The organism is Mycolicibacterium gadium, from assembly GCF_010728925.1.
GTDB classification, from domain to species: Bacteria; Actinomycetota; Actinomycetes; order Mycobacteriales; family Mycobacteriaceae; genus Mycobacterium; species Mycobacterium gadium.
Genome location: NZ_AP022608.1, coordinates 2,718,501 through 2,736,895 on the forward strand (window position 1 = coordinate 2,718,501; position 18,395 = coordinate 2,736,895).

Below are 18,395 nucleotides of genomic sequence, written 5' to 3' on the forward strand. Positions count from 1 at the left end.
CTCAGAAGTTGGTCGGATCGACCATCAAGTGATCAGACACATTGCCGAGCATTTGGATCTCCACCTTGCGCTCGGTGAAATGCCATCCGTCGTCGTCACGGCCGAACGTGTCGAAGTACCGCCCCACGACGATCGGCTGGATCGGCACGGACTCGGTGTCTTGGACGACGCAGAACGTGGAACGCGCGGTCGCCGTGTTGTCGGCGAGGTCGATGATCGGATTCAGCACCAGGTGACGTGTCCGCGGCGTGTTGCCATGGTCGGGATAACGCCGGGTGGTGGCCGCGAACAGCTTGGCGATGTTGTCCGCACCGGAGACTCCCTGGGGTCCGGTGCCGCCGAACGAGGCCTTCGACAGCAGCGCGCCGACGCCGTCGAAGTCGCCCGCGTCGATCAACTCGGCGTAGCGGTAGAGCAACTCGGTGATGTCCAACTTGTCGCTCACGCCACCTGTCCCTTCACCACCGGAAGACCGGGATCGCTTGCCGCATCCAACGGCGACGGCGCCGCACCCGCGGCGATCAGATGGGCCGCAAACGATGCGATCATCGCACCGTTGTCGGTGCAGAGCCGTGGCCGCGGGATGCGCAGTGTCAGCCCGTTTTCGGCGCAGCGATGTTCGGCGAGTTCACGCAGCCGCGAATTGGCCGCCACCCCACCGGCAATCAGCAGTGTCGACACGTTCAGCTCTTTCGCCGCCCGCACCGCTTTCCGCGTCAGCACGTCGGCAACGGCTTCTTGGAACCCGGCGGCGACGTCGGCCTGCGACGCGTCGGGATGGCTCTCGACGTACCGGGCGACGGCCGTCTTGAGCCCGGAGAAGCTGAACGCGAACCGATCGTCGCGCGGTCCAGTCATCCCACGGGGGAAGACGATCGCGTCGCGGTCGCCGGTCCTGGCGAGATCGTCGAGCACCTTGCCGCCGGGGTACCCGAGCCCGAGCAGACGCGCCACCTTGTCGTAGGCCTCCCCCGCGGCGTCGTCGACAGTGCTGCCGAGTTCGACGATCGGTTCGCCCAGCGACCGCACATGCAACAGGTGAGTGTGTCCGCCGGACACCAGCAGGCCCACGCTTTCGGGTAGCGGGCCGTGGTCGAAGACGTCGGCGGCCAGATGGCCCCCGAGATGGTTGACGGCGTAGAACGGCACCTGCCATGCGGCCGAATACGCCTTGGCCGCAGCCACTCCCACCAACAATGCACCGGCGAGACCCGGCCCGATGGTCGCCGCAACGATGTCGGGCTTCGCCACGCCGGCCGTTTCCAATGCGCGGCGCATCGTCGGTCCCAGCGCCTCCAGGTGCGCCCGCGACGCGATCTCGGGCACCACCCCGCCGAAGCGGGCGTGCTCGTCGAGGCTGGAGGCCACCTCGTCGGCCAGCAGCGTCACGGCGCCATCCGCGCCCAATTCGGCGACTCCGACGCCGGTTTCGTCACAGGAGCTCTCGATGGCCAGGATGATCGTCATGATGGGCTCTCCTGAGGAAGGCGCTTCATCGTATAGGCGTCCGCACCGCTGGCGCGGTAATAACGCCGACGCAGACCGACGTTGACGAAACCGAAGCTCTCATAAAGTTTGATCGCGGGCACATTGTCGGTGCGTACCTCGAGGAAAACCACGCTGCCGGAGGCCAATTCGAGGATTTCGGTCACCAGGCGCCGGCCGATGCCCTGACCCTGGTACGCCGGATCGACCCCGATGGTGTGAATCTCGTACTCGTAGGGGCGTACTCGGCCCAGCCGCGCGATCCCGGCGTAACCGATCAGCTTGTCTTCCACGCCTTCCTTCGTGCGTGCGGCGACATAGTGGATGTGCTTGGCCTTGAGTTCGGCGAGAAACGCCCGCTCCGGCCACGGGTCGTCCCCCTCGAACAGCAGGGACTCCAGCTCGGCGCACCGCGCGGCATCCGACGGCTTCAGCTTCCCGTAGACGACGGTCATCGGGCCGCCCGCTCGGCCAGCGTCTTCGCGTCGGGGCGACGCAGATACAGCGGCACCAGGGGCGCCGGTGGCGACGTCCAATCGGCGACCGCGCGCACCAGACCCTCGGCGGTGGGATGCCGGGGCGGTTGTGCGAGTGCCTCTTCCGCGCCGGGCACGTCGGCAGGCGCGGCGACGGCAGGCCCCTCGAAGCGCATCCCGTCGCGATAGCGCGCCCAGTACACCTCGCGCCTGCGCGCGTCGGTGACGACCAGCAGATCGCCGCCGGCCATGATGGCGATCGCGTCCAGGCTGCACACGCCGTGTACCGGGACGCCCAGCGCATGCCCAAACGCCGCAGCGGTGGCCATGCCGACCCGCAGGCCGGTGAACGGCCCGGGGCCACAGCCGACGACGACCGCCGCGAGATCCTCGACACCGACCCCGGCGTCGGCGAGCGCGCCGACCGCATTGGGGGTCAGCTGCTCGGCGTGCGCACGGGCGTCGACAGTGACGCGCTGCGCCAGCACCTCGATCGTGTCGCCGTCCCGACGGACCACCCCGGCGGTCACCGCGGGCGTCGCAGTGTCGATCGCCAGGATCAGGCTGCTCACGGAGTGCTCCACTGCCACATCGCTGTGCGCACTTCGGTGTCGGTTCCGCGTTCGAGGCGAATGTCGAGATGGCTCTCGGACAGCCGTTCGGCCAGTCCTTCGCCCCACTCCACGACGACGACCGCATCCTCGAGATCGGTGTCGAGGTCGAGCGAGTCGAGTTCGGCGAGCAGGTCGACCGAGTTGTCGTCGAGCAGCCGGTACAGGTCGACGTGAATCATCGCCGGGGCGCCGTCCCGACGCGCCCGGTGCACGCGGGCCAACACGAACGTCGGTGACACGACCGGACCGTCGACCTCCATCGCCTGCGCAATACCCTTGGCCAACACGGTCTTTCCCGCACCCAACGGACCGGACAGCACCACGACGTCACCGGCGCGCAGTTCACTTCCCAGTCGCGCACCGAGGGCTATGGTGTCGTCGGCGGTCGGCAGCTCCGCCGTCCCCGCGGCGCGGTCAGCCATGGTGGCGAACTGCGTCCCGGACGCGGCGCGTCAAGGCGACGAGCTTGGAGGGGGTGGCACGTTCCACCAGCCGGACGAGCGCGTCGTCGATGATCTCTGGCTGTTCGAGCTCGACAAGATGGCCTGCGCCCTCGACGATCACGAGTTCGGATTTGGGCAGGGCGTCAGCCATGTCCTGCGAGTAGTCCATCGGCGTGAGCAGGTCCTCGTCACCGCACGCGATCAGAGTGGGCACCTTCGCGAGGGTGGCCAGCCCGTCGGTTTCGTCGTGCACTTCGAGCGCGTGCAGGAATTCGACCAGCGTCTCGATCGGGGTGTCGTGCATCATCTTCTCGGAGAATTCGACGACGCTGCGGCTGACCTTCATATCGCCGTACGAGGCCGCGCGCAAGATGGGAGCGATCACCGACTTGGCGGCGCCGCGGGTGCGATGCACGGTCTTGGGCGCGTACCGAACCGCAAAGCGCACCGCCTCCAGGGCGGGGTTCTTCAGAATCTCGCCCAGCGGCGAGCGGGAAACCCCTTCGGCCGCCGATGCGATGAGCGCTGCGCCGACCACGCGGGTGGGGTACCGCTGCGGGAACTGCCGGGCGTGCGACAGGACCGTCATACCTCCCATCGAATGGCCGACGAGCACAACGGGTCCGCGCGGTGCCATCACGGCCAGCACCGTCTCCAGGTCCCTGCCCAATTGCGCCACGTTGTAGGTCTCCGGTTGCGCCTGCCCGGATTGGCCGTGTCCACGCTGGTCGTAGAACACCATCCGGACTTGCGAGCCCCATTCCTCGGTCAAGCGGGCGCGCTGAAAGTGAAAGGCGCCCATGCGGAGACAGAAGCCGTGCGCGAAGACAACCGTCAGCGGAGCGTCGGGATCCCCCACTTCGCGGACAGCCAGGTCGACGCCGTCCGGAGTCGTGACGACGACGCTGCGGTCAGCGTCGAGGAGAGAGAAATCCTCGAATTCGTAGGGATCGTCGCTGCTGACGCGTCGGCGTAGGGACCTGGCGACCGACACTGCGGTGGCGGTGCCGACCGCGGTCACGCCCGCGGCACCCGCCAGCCACCGCGCTCCCTGATCGCTCAACGTCCAGTTCCACGGTAGGAGCGCACGACTCGGCCGCGCGGACTCGTGACGACCTCATAGTTGATGGTGCCGAGCAGGTCGGCCCAGTCCTGCGCGGTGGGCTCCCCTTCGGTGCCGGGCCCGAACAGAATCGCGTCGTCGCCCTCCGACACGTCGCCGTCGACACCGACGTCGACCACGAGTTGGTCCATGCAGACGCGCCCGACGCTGCGGCGCAGCCTGCCGTTGATCAAGACGTCGATGCGTCCGCTCAGGTTGCGGAAGACGCCGTCGGCGTAGCCGATGGGAAGCAACGCCAGCGTCGTGTCACGTTCGGCGATCCACGTGTGTCCGTAGGAGACTCCCTCCCCGGCCTGTACCTTGCGCAGCAGCGCCACAGGGCATTTCAGTGTCATCACGGGGACCAGCCCCATGTCGCCACGCTCGGGAATCGGCGTCTGACCGTATACCGCGATACCGGGCCGCACCATGTCGAACCCAAGATCCGGCCGTGTCAGCGTCGAAGGTGAATTACTCAGGTGCACAACCTCGTACCGCAAACCCGCGCTGCGGGCTTGATCGACCATGTCCTTCAGCCGGCCCGCCTGGATGTCGTTGAGCGGGTGGTCGGGAACGTCACCGCGCACCAGATGCGACATCAGGCCGCGCAACGTGAACGCGTCATCGGTGAGCGCGCGCTTCAGTGCCGGAAGCATCGCCGAGTACTCGTCCGGGCCAGCGCCGTTGCGGTTCAGTCCGGTGTCGACCTTGACGGTGAGCGTGGCGGTATGGCCCGTCCGCTCGGCTGCATCACGCAGCTCGCCGAGTTGGCGCAGCGACGACACGGCGATCTGCACGTCTGCTTCGAGCGCGGGACCGAAGTCGGTTCCCGGCGGGTGCAGCCACGCCAGCACCGGAGCGGTGATGCCGTCGCGACGGAGTCTGATCGCCTCCTCGACGGTGGCGACACCCAGTTCCGCCGCGCCGGCGGCCAGGGCCGCGCGGCCGGTCTGCGTCGCACCGTGGCCGTACCCGTCGGCCTTGACGACGGCCATGACCTGCGCCGCACCCGCACGGTCGCGCAGCACACCAACGTTGTGTGCCACGGCGTCGAGGTCGATGACCGCCTCGGGGGCCACGTGCGTCGTTCTGGTCGTCTGCATGGTCATGTCACCCTGGCCGATTCTCCCAGACAGCGAACGCCGGTTGCCGTACGCGGCCGAATCTCACCCGTTCGGCAGCCAGGCGAGGCGGGCTGACCTAGGGTTTCGTCCGCGACTCGACCCGGGTGTTTTGGCACACACTAGTGGGCGAACGGTTCCAGATTGTCGAAGTGGCCTTGCGGCTTCAAAGCATCGAGGTGCGACAACACCGTCTTGGTGTCGTCCCACAGCGCCCTGGCCAGATCGGCGGAGAACCCCTCACGGACCACGATGCGCAACATGGTGATGTCCTCGGCGCCCTCCGGCATGGTGTACGCCGGCACCTGCCACCCGTAGGAACGCAGGGCATGCGATACGTCGAACTCGGTGTAGCCGAAATCGCCCTTCAACCGAAAGCTGACCACCGGGATCGCCGAGCCGTCGGCGACGACGTCGAAATGATCGCTCTCTTGAAGCTCGTCGCCGAGCCAACGGGCGGTCGTCGACAGGCACTGCATCACGTTGGCGTAGCCGCCGCGGCCGAGCCGTAGGAAGTTGTAGTACTGGCCGACGACCTGATTGCCCGGCCGAGAGAAGTTGAGCGTGAAGGTGGGCATGTCGCCGCCGAGGTAGTTGACCCGGAACACAAGGTCCTCGGGCAGGTACTCCGCGCTGCGCCAGACCACGAATCCGATGCCGGGGTAGGTCAGCCCGTACTTGTGGCCGCTGACGTTGATGGAGACGACGCGAGGGAGCCGGAAGTCCCACTCCAGGTGAGGGTGCAGGAACGGCACGACGAAGCCGCCGCTGGCCGCATCGACATGCACGGGAACGTCGACTCCCCCGTCGGCTGCCACCTTGTCCAGCGCGGCGCAGATCTCGCCGATCGGCTCGAGTTCTCCGGTGTATGTGGTGCCGAGAATGGCCACCACGCCGATGGTGTCCTCGTCGATGTTCTCCAACACCTGCTCGGGGGTGATGATGTAGCGGTCCTCCGACATCGGGAGATACCGCGGTTCGACGTCGAAGTAGCGGCAGAACTTCTCCCACACCACCTGAACGTTGGCGCCCATCACCAGATTCGGGGTCCGGCCCTTCCAGTCCTTCCCCACCTTCTCGCGCCACCGCCACTTCATCGCCAGCCCTGCGAGCATCACGGCCTCGCTGGAGCCGATCGTGGAAACACCGACGGCACTGTTCGGGTCGTCGTCGCGCAGGTTCTCGGCATGGAAAAGGTCGGCCACCATGCATACGCACCGCTGCTCGATAGCGGCCGTCGCGGGGTACTCGTCCTTGTCGATCATGTTCTTGTCGAACGTCTCCGCCATCAGCCGTTCGGCCTGCGGATCCATCCATGTCGTGACGAACGTCGCGAGGTTCAGTCGCGAGCTGCCGTCGAGCATGAGCTCGTCGTGGATGAATCGGTATGCGGCGTCAGGCGCCATCGCTTCGTCCGGTAAGCGCAACGACGGGATGGGCGCCATCTCCATCCGGCAGGTGTAGGCCGGCGTTATTTGTTGCGAATGAGTCCCCTTGCGCTTCATGGCAAGACCTTTCGTTAGAGAGATGCGATGGAAGCCCGGACGTGGGCCAGGATGCGGGATGCTGAAGTCGGGGCTGGATGCGGGCCGGGGTCGGCGGCGGACAGGTTGGCCGCTCGAGCGTGAACGTAGGCCGCCGCGGCGGCGGCCTGGGCCGGCGGCAGACCTGCGGCCAGCAGCGCACCAACGATGCCGGACAGTACGTCGCCGGAACCCGCTGTTGCCGCCCACGATTGGCCCGCCGGGTTCAGATAGACCGGTCCACCGGGTTCCGCGATGACTGTCACGTTGCCCTTCAGCAGCACGGTGACACCGAGGCGGTCGGCGAGCCTGCGGGTAGCGCCCACACGGTCGTCCCCCGGCGGCGAGCCGGCCAGCCTTTCGAACTCGCCCGCATGTGGCGTCAAGACCGTCGGTGCGGCGCGATCGGCAACCAGGTCCGGGTGCGCAGCGAGGATGGTCAGCCCGTCGGCGTCGACGATCACCGGCAGGTCGGTCTCCAGCGCGAACCACAGCGCCGTCGCACCGGTCTCGTCGGTCCCCAACCCGGGTCCGACGGCCCATGCCTGAACTCTTCCTGCGGAGGAGACGTTGGGCGTGGCAATGACTTCCGGCCAATGTGAAAGCACCTGCTGTGCGCCACTTCCCGCATAGCGCACCATGCCTGACGTGGCGGCGACGGCAGCGCCGGTACACAGCACGGCGGCCCCCGGGTAGGTGGCCGAGCCGGCCAGGATTCCGGTGACACCCTGGGTGTACTTGTCATCCTTCGGGCCGGGATAGGGCCACAGCGCCGCGACATCAGCGGCCTCGAGCTGGAGTATGTCGGACTGTGGCAGGTCCAGACCGATGTCGACCAGTTCGACGCGTCCGCAATCACCAAGGGCATGAACCGGTTTGAGCCCGCCGAACGTCACCGTCGATGTGGCGTGCACATGCGGGCCGTCGGCGGTCCCCGTGTGCACGTCGATGCCACTCGGGATGTCGACGGCGACCACGGGGGCGGTCGCACTTGCGAACACGTCGGCCGCGTTCGGCCGCAGAGACCCGGAGCCGGAAATTCCGACCACGCCGTCGATCACCAGATCGGTTGCCTGCGGAATGCTTTCGACGACCCGACCGCCGGCCTTCCGGAACGCGGCCAGCGCAGCGGCGTGCGTGCGTTCCGGATTGAGCAGGACCGCGGCGGCCGATGCGCCGCGACGACGGAGGAAGGTCGCCGCCCAGAGCGCATCGCCACCGTTGTCTCCGGAGCCGACGACCGCGCAGACCCGGCGCCCGGTGACGCCGCCCATTTCGCGTGCGATCGAGGTGGCCAGTCCATAGGCGGCGCGCCGCATCAAGGCACCGTCGGGGAGGCTCGCCAACAGCGGCGCTTCTGCCTCGCGAATTTGGTCGGCGGTGTAATAGTGCCGCATCGACGCCCACGTTACGTGGCATGCGGGGGCATGGTCGGGGTTTCAGGTCTCGCCCGTCCCGAGTTCGTGAGGACTTCAAGATCATTTCGTTGCCAAAATTGACGTGAGTTACAAAAGTCTTCCCGCGTCGACGAGTACCCAACGCCGAGCCGGTCGATGATCCCTGCAGTACCAGCGCATGGAAGGGCAGGTGAGAATCCCACCCGGACCGGCTATTGTGCAGGGGCGGGAACGCCGGTCGCGTATTTGCTGCAGTCGTGGTTGAACAACCGCGGCGCGTGTCAGTGCGGCTGGCAGGGCAAGCGCCGTTGGTTTCGTGGAGCCGCGGTTGTCGACGTGATTGAGCATTGCCAGACGACTAGTCATGTACCGGTCGGTCTGCCGCCCGTCAGCGCGGTCCGCGCAATCGGGGCTTAGACCGCAGCCCGGGAGGCCGGCCGTCTGCGGTGCCAAGACAGCGGATGCACCAGCACGCCGGCATCGCTTAGCTCGTCGGCGACCACGGCATCGTCGACGTCCGAGTCGGGCAGTGTGACGAGCACGTGCAATCCGGCGGCAATGCCCGTTACCGAAGCGCCCGGCAAGGCGTCGACGAGAGATCCGAGAAGCGCGTTGCGGCGAGCCCGATGCCGCGCGCGGACCAACCGGACATGACGGTCGCATTCCCCCCTTTTCCAGCAGTCGCGCCAGCACGAGTTGGGACACGGTCGGGCTGCCCAGATCGCTCGCATGTTTCGCCGCGACGTGGTTGTCGTAACGGGTGCGCGGCGGGATCAGCCATCCGGCCCCCGCGGAAACGATGACGATGTCGTCGGGTCCGGCCCGCAGCCCACGGGTGCGGGGGAGCCAGGGTCCGAGAGCCGAGCGCAAACGTGGGTGCCCGCGCGGGTGCCGTAGCCGAGTTCGTCCGGCGGGGTCTCGGTCAGAACCGCACGCTCGGTGCGCAGCCACAGGTTCCTCGGGAATGCCGACAGGTCGGGCACGCCCGGCGACAGGTCGACGCCCACGCCCATGGGCAGCCGGGGGCGCGGCAGCCGTGGTGGACCGGCGGACGGCGCAGCGGGATGACGACCTGACGGCGGCAGCCGTACAGGTCGGTGCAGCACTGTCGTCCCGCCACCACATCGGGCAATCACCCAGCACGTGGGCACGACAGAAAGACTGAAGCGATCAGGACGCTTCAGCCCAGAAGGTCGCCGCCGTCTCGGCAATCCGTTCGGGGTATTCACCGGTGATCGCATGCGATGCATCAGGCCAGAGTTCGATTCGGCCGTGCAGCAAGAGTTTCCGCGCGGTAGCGGCGGCACGCTCGGCATCATGAATCACGCTGCGGCCCGCGATCAACGCGAGGACCGGGACGTCGAGCGCTCGCAACTGGTCAGCGGCGAACAACGTCGGTGCAGGCTGACGCAGCACGAAATCCCGGGTTCCCGAAGCGATCAGCGCAGCAGTCGGAACAGAATCATCGACCTCTGTCCCGCCGGTGATCCACTTGAGCACCCGGCGGCGCAGCGCCTCGGGCACAACAGCGGCGGGCAGGCCCATGGGCACCATCATCAGCATGGTCCGGACCGGGATCGGCGCGAACGTCATCACTGGGTCAAGCAGGGTCAGCGACGTCACCCGGCCTGGCTTCAGGACCGCGTAATTGGTGGCCGACCATCCGCCGAAGGACACCCCCATGAGATGCGGAGACGTCAACGCCAGGCCGGCGAGCATCTCGTCGAACCACTGCGCCTGGTCCTCGGCACTCCTCAATTCGCGCTCCTGCACCGACAACCCCGGCTCGCCAAGCAGATCGACCGCGAACACGGTGCGATGGGCCAGCAGACCTGGGAGGTTGTCTCCCCACATCGGGGTGGACGCATTGCGACCCGGCAGCAGGACGACCGGACGCCCCTCGGGGCCCGGGAAGCGGTATACCCGGACCGTTCCGAAACTCGTTGGGATGTCGAAGGTCTGGTCGTATGGCGGGAGATCGGCCAGGCACTTCCGGTACGTCGCGAGGAAGCGGGCACGGCCCGCATCGCCGCGGAAGTGCCCAATCCTGGGGTTCGGCACTACTCGACGGTGACGGACTTGGCCAGGTTGCGTGGCTTGTCGACGTCGTAACCGCGGGCCTGCGCGACGCCCGCGGCGAAGATCTGCAACGGAATCGTCGACAGAAGCGGCTGGAAGAGCGTTGGCACCGCAGGAATCTCGATCAGGTGGTCGGCGTGCGGCCGGACGGTTTCGTCGCCCTCTTCGGCGATGACGATGGTGACCGCGCCTCGGGCCTGTATCTCGCGGATGTTCGACAGCAGTTTGGCGTGCAGTGTCGCAGCGTTCTTCGGCGACGGCATGACGACTATGACCGGCAGGTCGTCCTCGATCAACGCGATCGGCCCGTGCTTGAGCTCGCCGGCGGCGAAGCCCTCTGCGTGCATGTACGCCAGTTCCTTGAGCTTCAGCGCGCCTTCGAGCGCGACCGGATAGCCGACGTGGCGGCCGAGGAACAGCACGGTCTGCGACTGCGCGAATCGCCGTGCCAGCTCGAATACCGGATCAATGGTGTCGAGTACCCGCGCAACCAGGTCCGGCATGGCCTCGAGATCGGCGAACTCGCGGGCCACCTCTTCGGGATACTTGGTGCCGCGTGCCTGCGCAAGGGCCAGCCCGACAAGGTAATTGGCCGTGACCTGGGCGAGGAACGTCTTGGTCGACGCCACGCCGATCTCGGGTCCGGCACGGGTGTAGAGGACTGCGTCGCACTCGCGAGGAATCTGACTGCCGTTGGTATTGCAGATGGCCAAAACCTTGGCCTTCTGCTCCTTCGCGTGCCGAACTGCCTCCAGGGTGTCGGCTGTCTCGCCGGACTGGGAGATGGCGACGACAAGCGTATGACGGTCGAGAACCGCGTCGCGGTAACGGAACTCACTCGCCAGCTCTACTTCGACGGGAAGCCGGGTCCAGTGTTCGATCGCGTACTTAGCCAACAGACCGGAGTGGTAAGCCGTGCCGCAGGCGACGATGAACACCTTGTCGATCTCGCGCAGTTCTTGATCGGAAAGGCGCTGTTCGTCGAGCACGATGCGGCCGTCGGCGAAATGGCCCAGCAGCGTGTCGGAGACGGCAGCGGGCTGTTCGGCGATCTCCTTGAGCATGAAGTATTCGTAGCCACCCTTTTCGGCGGCGGAGATGTCCCAGTCAATATGGAATTCGCGGGCGTTCGCGGAGTCGTCGGCGCCGTCGAAGTCTGTGATGCGGTAACCGTCGGCCGTGACAACGACTGCCTGATCCTGTCCCAATTCGACGGCATCGCGCGTGTATTCGATGAAGGCGGCCACATCCGACCCGACGAACATCTCACCGTCGCCGACACCGATCACCAGCGGCGTGGACCGTCGGGCCGCGACGATCGTGCCCGGTTCGTCGGCGTTCGCGAAGACGAGGGTGAAATGGCCTTCGAGTCTGCGCAGCACGGCAAGCACAGAAGCCGGGAAGTCGCCCGCGGTGGGTCCGTGGCGGTACTGCCACGACACCAGATGCACGGCCACCTCGGTGTCGGTGTCGCTGGTGAACTCCACGCCCGTGGCTTCCAGTTCCGCGCGCATGACGGCGTAGTTCTCGATGATGCCGTTGTGGACGACCACGATCTTCCCGGCGGCGTCACGGTGTGGGTGGGCGTTGCGATCGGTTGGTCTGCCGTGGGTCGCCCAGCGGGTATGCCCCAGGCCGGTGCTGCCGACAAGGGTGCCCGCTTCGGATTCGGCAAGCGCAGTCTCGAGGTTGGCGAGCCGTCCGGCCCGGCGCCGTACCGTCAGGCCGCCGTTGCCGTCGAGCAGGGCGACACCCGATGAGTCATATCCGCGGTATTCCATCCTGCGCAGTGCGTCCACGACCACATCGCAGGCAGGACGCTGCCCGACATAGCCGACGATTCCGCACATAGCCTTTCAGGGTAGTGCAAGCGCGCCGGGAGACCCGCCTGCGCTACGGTCGTCTGGTGGCGCGGACAGCGAAGCTCTTCAACGGGTTGAAGCGCCGCGGCCCGCACCGCGTTTTGCGGGGTGACCTGGCGTTTGCCGGTCTGCCCGGCGTGGTCTTCACCCCGGAGTCGGGGATGAATCTCGCCGGTGTGGTATTCGGTCACGACTGGCTGACAAGTGATGACCGTTACCACGGAACGCTCGAGCATCTCGCGTCATGGGGCATCGTCGCCGCGGCGCCCGCGACCGAGACCAGCCTGGCGCCGTCGGTGCTCAATCTGTCTTATGACCTGGGCACGGCCCTCGACATCATTGCCGGGGTGCGGTTGGGACCGGGCAAGATCAGTGTCCATCACACGAAGCTCGGGGTGGCGGGACACGGTTTCGGCGCGTCCGCGGCGGTATTCGCGGCGGCCGGGATGCCGGGCAGGTTGAAGGCTGTGGTGGCGGCCTTTCCGACCGTCACCAAGCCTCGAGCCGAAGAGCCGGCGGCAACGCTGAAAGTGCCCGGGCTGATCCTCGCCGACCCAGGAGACCCGATGTCGTTGCGCTCCAACGCGGTCGAACTCGCACGGGTCTGGAAAAGCGGAACCTTGCGCGACGTGAGCAGCGTCAAGGCCGGTGGGCTCGTCGAGGGCCGGCGGCTGGCCAGAGCGGTTGGACTGCCTGGTGCCGATCGCGGTACGCAAAAGATCGTGCGTGCGCTGATGACCGGATATTTCCTGCACATGCTTACCGGCGACAAGACCTACCGCGATTTCGCCGACCCGGAGATCGCGCTGCCCAAGGCGACGACGATGGACCCTTTCGCCGACGATCCGGTGGCTCTCGAAAACAAAGTCGTCGCGCTCTTGAAGCCCTGAGCGCGGCCAACCAACCGGTTGGGTGTATAAAGCACACATGTCGATGCGCACCGGGATCTTCCTCAACTACGCGGGCGGCTTCCTCGAGGCCGTCGATCAAATCGTCGAACTCGAGAAGGTCGGTGTCGACGTCGCGTTCGTGGCCGAGGCCTACTCCTACGACGCGATCAGCCAGCTGGGCTTTCTGGCGGCGAAGACGACGCGCATGGAGTTGGCCACCGGCGTCGTCCCGATCTACATCCGCACGCCGACGCTGCTCGCGATGACGGCCGCCGGGCTCGACTACGTATCCGACGGCAGGTTCCGGCTGGGCATCGGCACCTCCGGCCCGCAGGTCATGGAGGGCTTTCACGGCGTCCCCTTCGACGCTCCGCTGGGCCGCACCCGCGAGGTGATCGACATCTGCAGACAGGTCTGGCGCCGCGAGCGGGTGACGTACGACGGCAAGCACTATCAGATTCCGCTGCCCGCCGATCGGGGAACCGGCCTGGGCAAACCGCTGCAGTTGATCAATCACCCTGTGCGCGAACGTATTCCGATCAATATCGCCGCACTCGGCCCAAAGAACGTCGAACTCACCGCCGAGATCGCCGAGGGGTGGCAGCCGGTGTTCTTCCTCCCGGAGAAGGCCGACGACGTGTGGGGCGACGCCCTGCGCGCCGGTTTCGCCAAGCGTGATCCCGCGCTGGGCCCGTTGGACGTCACGGTCAGCGCGCCGTTGGCGATCGGCGACGACGTCAACGACCGACTGGCGTGGACGAAACCGCAACTGGCGCTGTACATCGGCGGCATGGGCGCGCGCGGCAAGAACTTCTACCACAACCTGGCGACGCGCTACGGCTACGGCGAGGTCGCCAACGACATCCAGGACTTGTACCTGGCGGGCAAGAAGACCGAAGCCATCGCCGCGGTTCCCGACGAATTGGTGCGCGCCGTATCGCTGGTGGGTCCGCGCGGTTACGTCAAAGAACGTCTGGCCGCCTTCGCGGAAGCCGGTACCACCACACTTCTGCTGCAGCCACTGTCGGGTGACCGCGCCGAGACGCTGCGATTCGTAGAGGAATTGCGCGACCTACTCCCGTAGCGATTAAGCCGAATGGCGCCAAGCCTGTAGACTGATCTCATCGGCATCGTCTGTTCTGCCTTTTGCCGTTTCTCGATCGTCACACCGAGCGCCGCGGATTGATCCGCGCCGGGCAGGACGACCACACTCTACTTTCGGAGCTTTAACTTTGTCTGTTCAAATCACTGACGGCACAACGGTGCCCACATTCGCCGACCTCGGCCTGCCCAAGGCTGTCGTCGACGTCCTCGCCGGTAAAGGCATCGACTCCCCGTTCCCCATCCAGGCCGCAACGCTGCCCGATTCGTTGGCCGGCCGCGACGTACTGGGCCGCGGCCGCACCGGTTCCGGCAAGACGTATGCGTTCTTGTTGCCCATGGTGACGAGACTCACAGCGAGTCAGTCCAAGCGAGCACCGGGCCGTCCTCGTGCGCTCATCCTTGCGCCGACCCGCGAGTTGGTCGCTCAGATCGACGCCGCGCTTGCGCCGTTGGCCGCCGCAACGAACTTGCGGTCCGTCGTCGTATTCGGCGGCGTCGGACACCAGCCACAGATCGACAAGCTGCGTGCCGGCGTCGACATCGTCATCGCCTGCCCCGGGCGTCTGGAAGACCACGTGAACTCGCGCCATGCGGATCTGTCCGCCGTCGAAATCACCGTGCTCGACGAGGCCGACCACATGGCGGACCTCGGCTTCCTTCCTCCGGTGAAGCGACTGATGGACAAGACCCCTCGCAATGGGCAGCGAATGCTGTTCTCCGCCACCTTGGATGGCGGCGTGGATGTTCTGGTCAAGCGGTATCTGACCGATCCCGTCGTGCACAGCGTCGACTCGGAGCAGTCGCCGGTCGCGGCAATGGAGCATCACGTACTGCATGTCGAGAAAGCGGCCCGCATCAACGTGCTCGCCGACCTGGCCGCCTCGCCAGGACGCAAGATCGTCTTCGCCCGCACGAAGCATGGCGCCAAGAACCTTGCCCGTCAGCTGAATTCGCGCGGAGTTCCTGCAGTCGAGTTGCACGGCAACCTGTCTCAGAACGCCCGCACGCGCAACCTGGCGGCATTCTCCGATGGTTCGGCCTGGGTGCTGGTCGCGACGGATATCGCTGCGCGCGGCATCCACGTCGACGACGTCACTCTCGTGGTACACGCGGACCCGCCAGTCGAGCACAAGGCGTATCTGCACCGGTCCGGCAGGACGGCGCGCGCGGGAAACGACGGCACCGTCGTGACGCTGATGCTCGACGAGCAGGTGTCCGATGTGCGGCAACTGACGCGCAGGGCCGGCGTGAAGCCGACGATCACCCGCTTCCGCGGCCCGTCACACCCGGTGCTGCATGAGATCGCCCCGGGCGAGCGTTCCTTCGGTAAGCCAATCGTGCTCGCGGCCCCCACCCGGCCTGAACCTGTCAAGCCAGAGCAGTCCCGTCGGCGCCGCTCGAACAACCGTCGCAGGCGCCCCGCCAACGCCTGAGCGCTCGATCCTGCCTGTGGATAACATCCACCGCGCGTCACAGGGCTGATGTAATGTCGAACACATGTTCGAATCAGAGTTCGCGGGTGTCCATGACGCCGCTGTCGTTGCGGCCATCGCGGACCTGACCCGGGCGGAGGCTGCCGCGGCGGCGCGGCGCTTGGCGGCGATCGCTGAACTGAGACATCGTCGCGTCATTGACGATGATGACCCGCGCACGTTTTGGGCGTGCGATTGGTGGGATTGCGCGGCCGCGGAGGTGGCGGCGGCGATGAACATCAGCTCACGTAGGGCCTCAGGTCAGATGCGCATCGCCGATGCTCTACGCGATCATCTGCCCGCGGTGGCGGAATTGTTCCGCCGTGGCGACATCAGTGCGCGGGTGGTCGGTGCGATCACCTGGCGCACCCAGTTCATCACCGAGGCGCCGGTATGGGCGCAAATCGATCAAGCCATCGCGAAGCGGGCGGGCCGGTGGGGTCCGCTGTCCGAGGACAAACTCCTCTCGGCCGTCGATGCGTTGGTGTTCGAGTTCGACGCGTCGGCGCTGATCCGGGCCAAGTCCGCGCAGCGGACCCGCGACTTCGTGGTCGGTGACATCGAGGACGAGAACGGCGTGACCTCGGTGTGGGGGCGGTTGTCGGCGGCGGATGCGGCGGTGTTGAAGAAGAAGATCGCCGCGATGGTGGCCACGGTGTGCGAGCACGATCCCCGCACGGCAGAAGAGCGTCGCGCGGATGCGTTGGGTGCGTGGAGCCACGGCAACGATCACCTGCCGTGCGCATGTAAATCGCCGAACTGCCCAGCCCGACAGGCCAACCCGGCACCGAGGTCCTCGGTGGTCGTGAACGTCTACACCGACCAAGCGACCGTCGACAACGTGCAGAGATCCGCAGCGCAAGCAGCCCCGCCAGAGTCCTCTGCCCCCTCGACTCCCGTCACGGCGGGCACGGCGTTGTTGTCGGGGACCGAGGTGATGCCGACTCCGTTGTTGGCCGAACTGTTGCGTGATGGCGCCAACCTACGTCCGCTGTGCACGCCGGCCGAGGAACCCGAGCCGGGGTATCGGCCGTCATCGAAACTGGCCCGGTTCATTCGGGCCCGGGATCTGACGTGCCGCTTCCCCGGCTGCACCGCGGCCGCGCAGGTCTGCGATATCGATCATGTGATCCCCTACCCGCTGGGAGCCACGCATCCGTCGAATCTGGTGTGTTTATGCCGAAAACATCACTTGCTCAAAACGTTTTGGACCGGGGATTGGGACCTGACACTGCGGCCCGATGGCGCGGCGGTGTGGACATCGCCGACCGGGCACACCTATACGACATACCCGGGATCACGGGCGTATTTCCCGGACTGGGACACCAACACCGGAGACCTGCCGCCCCCACTGAAGCCGCAGACCTTCGACACCGGCCGGGCCGTGATGATGCCCCGACGAAAACGCACCCGCACCCAAGACCGCGAAGCCCGCATCAAGGCCGAACGCGAACAGAATTCGGATCCTCCACCGTTCTAAAGTCATTCACCCACCTGCGGCAGCTCATCGGCCGCGATCTCGCACGGCGTACCCGCCGCAGACTCAGGCGCGGCGAGGGGTTCAATTGGAGGCGGGACCGGTGTAGGTGGTGGGGCCGGCTCAGCTTCGGCGGCAAGCGGTTCGGCGGACGGTCCTTCAACAATCTCATCTGCGGAGTCGGTTGCGGTGGGTTCCGCCTCGTCGACTTCGGGCTCCTCCGCAGCGGTTTCGTCATTGTCTTGCTCGTCTTCGTCTTCGTCTTCGTCGATCGGATCGAAATCGTCGGGTTTGTCCAGCTCGTCGGACTCGGGCAGATCGGACAGCGCGTCGTGCGACGTGCTCATCAAACCGCCGAGCAATTCGCCGAGTTGACCACCGAATCCAGACAATCCGCTGCCGATATCGGGCATCCCACCACCCATCGACGGCATCGACGGCATCGCGGCGGCGGGTGCGACCGGTGCCGTGGGCGCTACCGGCTCCGCCGGCGGAGGCGGCGCCAGAGCCGGTGCGGGCGGCGCTGCCGCGGGCGAAGCGGGCGACGCAGCCGCGGGCGCACCCGCGGGCGCGGCGGCGCCAATTGGCGGAGCCGCAATAGACCCCGTAACCGAACCCGTGCCCGCAGGCACCGTCACGACCTCGTCGCCCGAGGAAGGTGACCACGACGGGCCGAGCTGACCGGGGACATCGAATGAGATGGCCACATCGGAAATGAGTTCAGCAGCCGCGGCGTCGTAGGCGTCGGTCACGGCAGCCATCGCCGAGCGCATCGCCGTCAACCATTCAGAACGAACGTCGTTGGCAACAAACGGCCTGACCTCTTGATCGACCAATTCACTGGCGCTGGCGCGATCACCCGCGCCGGTCGTGACTGTTTGCGCTGCGGCCTGCCAACCCGGACCCGCGCCACGCCCTTCGGCTGCCATCGTCGCAGCGACTTTCCCGTCGACGCTGTGCCACAACCGATCCCGTAGCGACCCCAATGACTCCGCGGCGGTACGCACCGCAGTCACCACAGCCGTCGAGGTCTCGCCGTGACGACGCAGGAAATCTCCGGACGCCTGCGCACCAACGCCGTCCCACGCAACCGCCATCGACGCGAGCTGCGCCTGCTGACGGACGAGCGCTCCCTCAGCCGCGGCCGCAGCCGCCCGCAGCGCCGCACAATCGGAGTCCAGCGCCTGCAGGTCGATTCCGTCCTCACTGCCGTACCAGTCGTGCACCTGCGATGCGTGCAGCGTCAGGTCCGGGTCCTGGTATCCGAGCAGATGGCAGGCCCACACGTAGTCCTGGATGATGCCCGCGGCGGGCCGTCCGTCGGCCAATCGTGAAGCAGCGTCGAACATC

At 66.7% G+C, this 18,395-nt stretch carries 18 protein-coding genes; 4 read left to right on the plus strand and 14 right to left on the minus strand.

Annotated features, from left to right (window positions below):
* Position 1: 1 nt before the first annotated feature.
* From G6N36_RS13260 to glmS, 13 genes are all read right to left on the minus strand, one after another.
* On the minus strand, positions 2-445 hold the full coding sequence (locus tag G6N36_RS13260; protein ID WP_163686917.1) for a nuclear transport factor 2 family protein: 444 nt from the start codon (positions 443-445) through the stop codon (positions 2-4).
* The gene (gene tsaD / locus G6N36_RS13265; RefSeq protein WP_163686918.1) at positions 442-1,467 is read right to left on the minus strand and encodes a tRNA (adenosine(37)-N6)-threonylcarbamoyltransferase complex transferase subunit TsaD; all 1,026 of its coding nucleotides are present in this window, start codon (positions 1,465-1,467) and stop codon (positions 442-444) included. The genes G6N36_RS13260 and tsaD overlap by 4 nt, the downstream gene beginning before the upstream one ends.
* Positions 1,464-1,940: a ribosomal protein S18-alanine N-acetyltransferase gene (gene rimI, locus G6N36_RS13270; RefSeq protein ID WP_163686919.1), complete on the minus strand. Its 477-nt coding sequence runs from the start codon at positions 1,938-1,940 to the stop codon at positions 1,464-1,466. The genes tsaD and rimI overlap by 4 nt, the downstream gene beginning before the upstream one ends.
* Positions 1,937-2,533, minus strand: coding sequence for a tRNA (adenosine(37)-N6)-threonylcarbamoyltransferase complex dimerization subunit type 1 TsaB (gene tsaB / locus G6N36_RS13275; RefSeq protein ID WP_163686920.1), 597 nt, complete (start codon positions 2,531-2,533; stop codon positions 1,937-1,939). Before tsaB ends, rimI begins: the two co-directional genes overlap by 4 nt.
* Positions 2,530-2,997 (minus strand): tRNA (adenosine(37)-N6)-threonylcarbamoyltransferase complex ATPase subunit type 1 TsaE, encoded by a 468-nt coding sequence (gene tsaE, locus G6N36_RS13280; protein ID WP_163686921.1) that lies wholly within the window; start codon positions 2,995-2,997, stop codon positions 2,530-2,532. Before tsaE ends, tsaB begins: the two co-directional genes overlap by 4 nt.
* Entirely contained in the window at positions 2,990-4,081 is a 1,092-nt protein-coding gene (locus G6N36_RS13285) for an alpha/beta fold hydrolase (RefSeq protein WP_163686922.1), read from the minus strand. Before G6N36_RS13285 ends, tsaE begins: the two co-directional genes overlap by 8 nt.
* Positions 4,078-5,229, minus strand: coding sequence for an alanine racemase (gene alr / locus G6N36_RS13290; protein ID WP_163686923.1), 1,152 nt, complete (start codon positions 5,227-5,229; stop codon positions 4,078-4,080). Before alr ends, G6N36_RS13285 begins: the two co-directional genes overlap by 4 nt.
* A 134-nt stretch (positions 5,230-5,363) precedes the next feature.
* Positions 5,364-6,746: a glutamate decarboxylase gene (locus G6N36_RS13295; protein WP_163686924.1), complete on the minus strand. Its 1,383-nt coding sequence runs from the start codon at positions 6,744-6,746 to the stop codon at positions 5,364-5,366.
* A 14-nt stretch (positions 6,747-6,760) separates the two neighbouring features.
* Complete coding sequence (locus tag G6N36_RS13300; protein ID WP_163686925.1) at positions 6,761-8,161, minus strand: NAD(P)H-hydrate dehydratase; 1,401 nt, start codon at positions 8,159-8,161, stop codon at positions 6,761-6,763.
* 413 nt (positions 8,162-8,574) lie between these two features.
* Positions 8,575-8,745, minus strand: coding sequence for a hypothetical protein (locus G6N36_RS29795; protein WP_235690034.1), 171 nt, complete (start codon positions 8,743-8,745; stop codon positions 8,575-8,577).
* A 189-nt stretch (positions 8,746-8,934) separates the two neighbouring features.
* Positions 8,935-9,312, minus strand: coding sequence for an aminotransferase-like domain-containing protein (locus G6N36_RS29800; RefSeq protein WP_235690035.1), 378 nt, complete (start codon positions 9,310-9,312; stop codon positions 8,935-8,937).
* A 19-nt stretch (positions 9,313-9,331) separates the two neighbouring features.
* Positions 9,332-10,222, minus strand: a complete 891-nt coding sequence (locus tag G6N36_RS13310; protein ID WP_163686926.1) for an alpha/beta fold hydrolase — start codon at positions 10,220-10,222, stop codon at positions 9,332-9,334.
* Complete coding sequence (gene glmS / locus G6N36_RS13315; protein ID WP_163686927.1) at positions 10,222-12,090, minus strand: glutamine--fructose-6-phosphate transaminase (isomerizing); 1,869 nt, start codon at positions 12,088-12,090, stop codon at positions 10,222-10,224. The genes G6N36_RS13310 and glmS overlap by 1 nt, the downstream gene beginning before the upstream one ends.
* 56 nt (positions 12,091-12,146) lie before the next feature.
* On the opposite strand from glmS, the gene G6N36_RS13320 reads away from it, so the two are divergent.
* The 4 genes from G6N36_RS13320 to G6N36_RS13335 all read left to right on the plus strand — a co-directional run bounded on the left by G6N36_RS13320 (position 12,147) and on the right by G6N36_RS13335 (position 17,048).
* Positions 12,147-12,992, plus strand: coding sequence for a dienelactone hydrolase family protein (locus tag G6N36_RS13320; protein ID WP_163686928.1), 846 nt, complete (start codon positions 12,147-12,149; stop codon positions 12,990-12,992).
* Between the two features lie 43 nt (positions 12,993-13,035).
* Positions 13,036-14,076: an LLM class F420-dependent oxidoreductase gene (locus G6N36_RS13325; RefSeq protein ID WP_163690657.1), complete on the plus strand. Its 1,041-nt coding sequence runs from the start codon at positions 13,036-13,038 to the stop codon at positions 14,074-14,076.
* Between the two features lie 178 nt (positions 14,077-14,254).
* Positions 14,255-15,529, plus strand: a complete 1,275-nt coding sequence (locus G6N36_RS13330; RefSeq protein ID WP_163690658.1) for a DEAD/DEAH box helicase — start codon at positions 14,255-14,257, stop codon at positions 15,527-15,529.
* Between the two features lie 64 nt (positions 15,530-15,593).
* Positions 15,594-17,048 carry an HNH endonuclease signature motif containing protein gene (locus G6N36_RS13335; protein WP_163686929.1) on the plus strand — a complete coding sequence of 485 codons (1,455 nt, stop codon included), beginning with the start codon at positions 15,594-15,596 and terminating at the stop codon, positions 17,046-17,048.
* A 2-nt stretch (positions 17,049-17,050) separates the two neighbouring features.
* Here the strand turns inward: G6N36_RS13335 and G6N36_RS13340 are convergent, their stop codons facing one another.
* A complete protein-coding gene (locus G6N36_RS13340) occupies positions 17,051-18,394 on the minus strand; it encodes a hypothetical protein (RefSeq protein WP_163686930.1) in 1,344 nt (447 codons plus the stop codon).
* Between the last annotated feature and the right edge of the window lies 1 nt (position 18,395).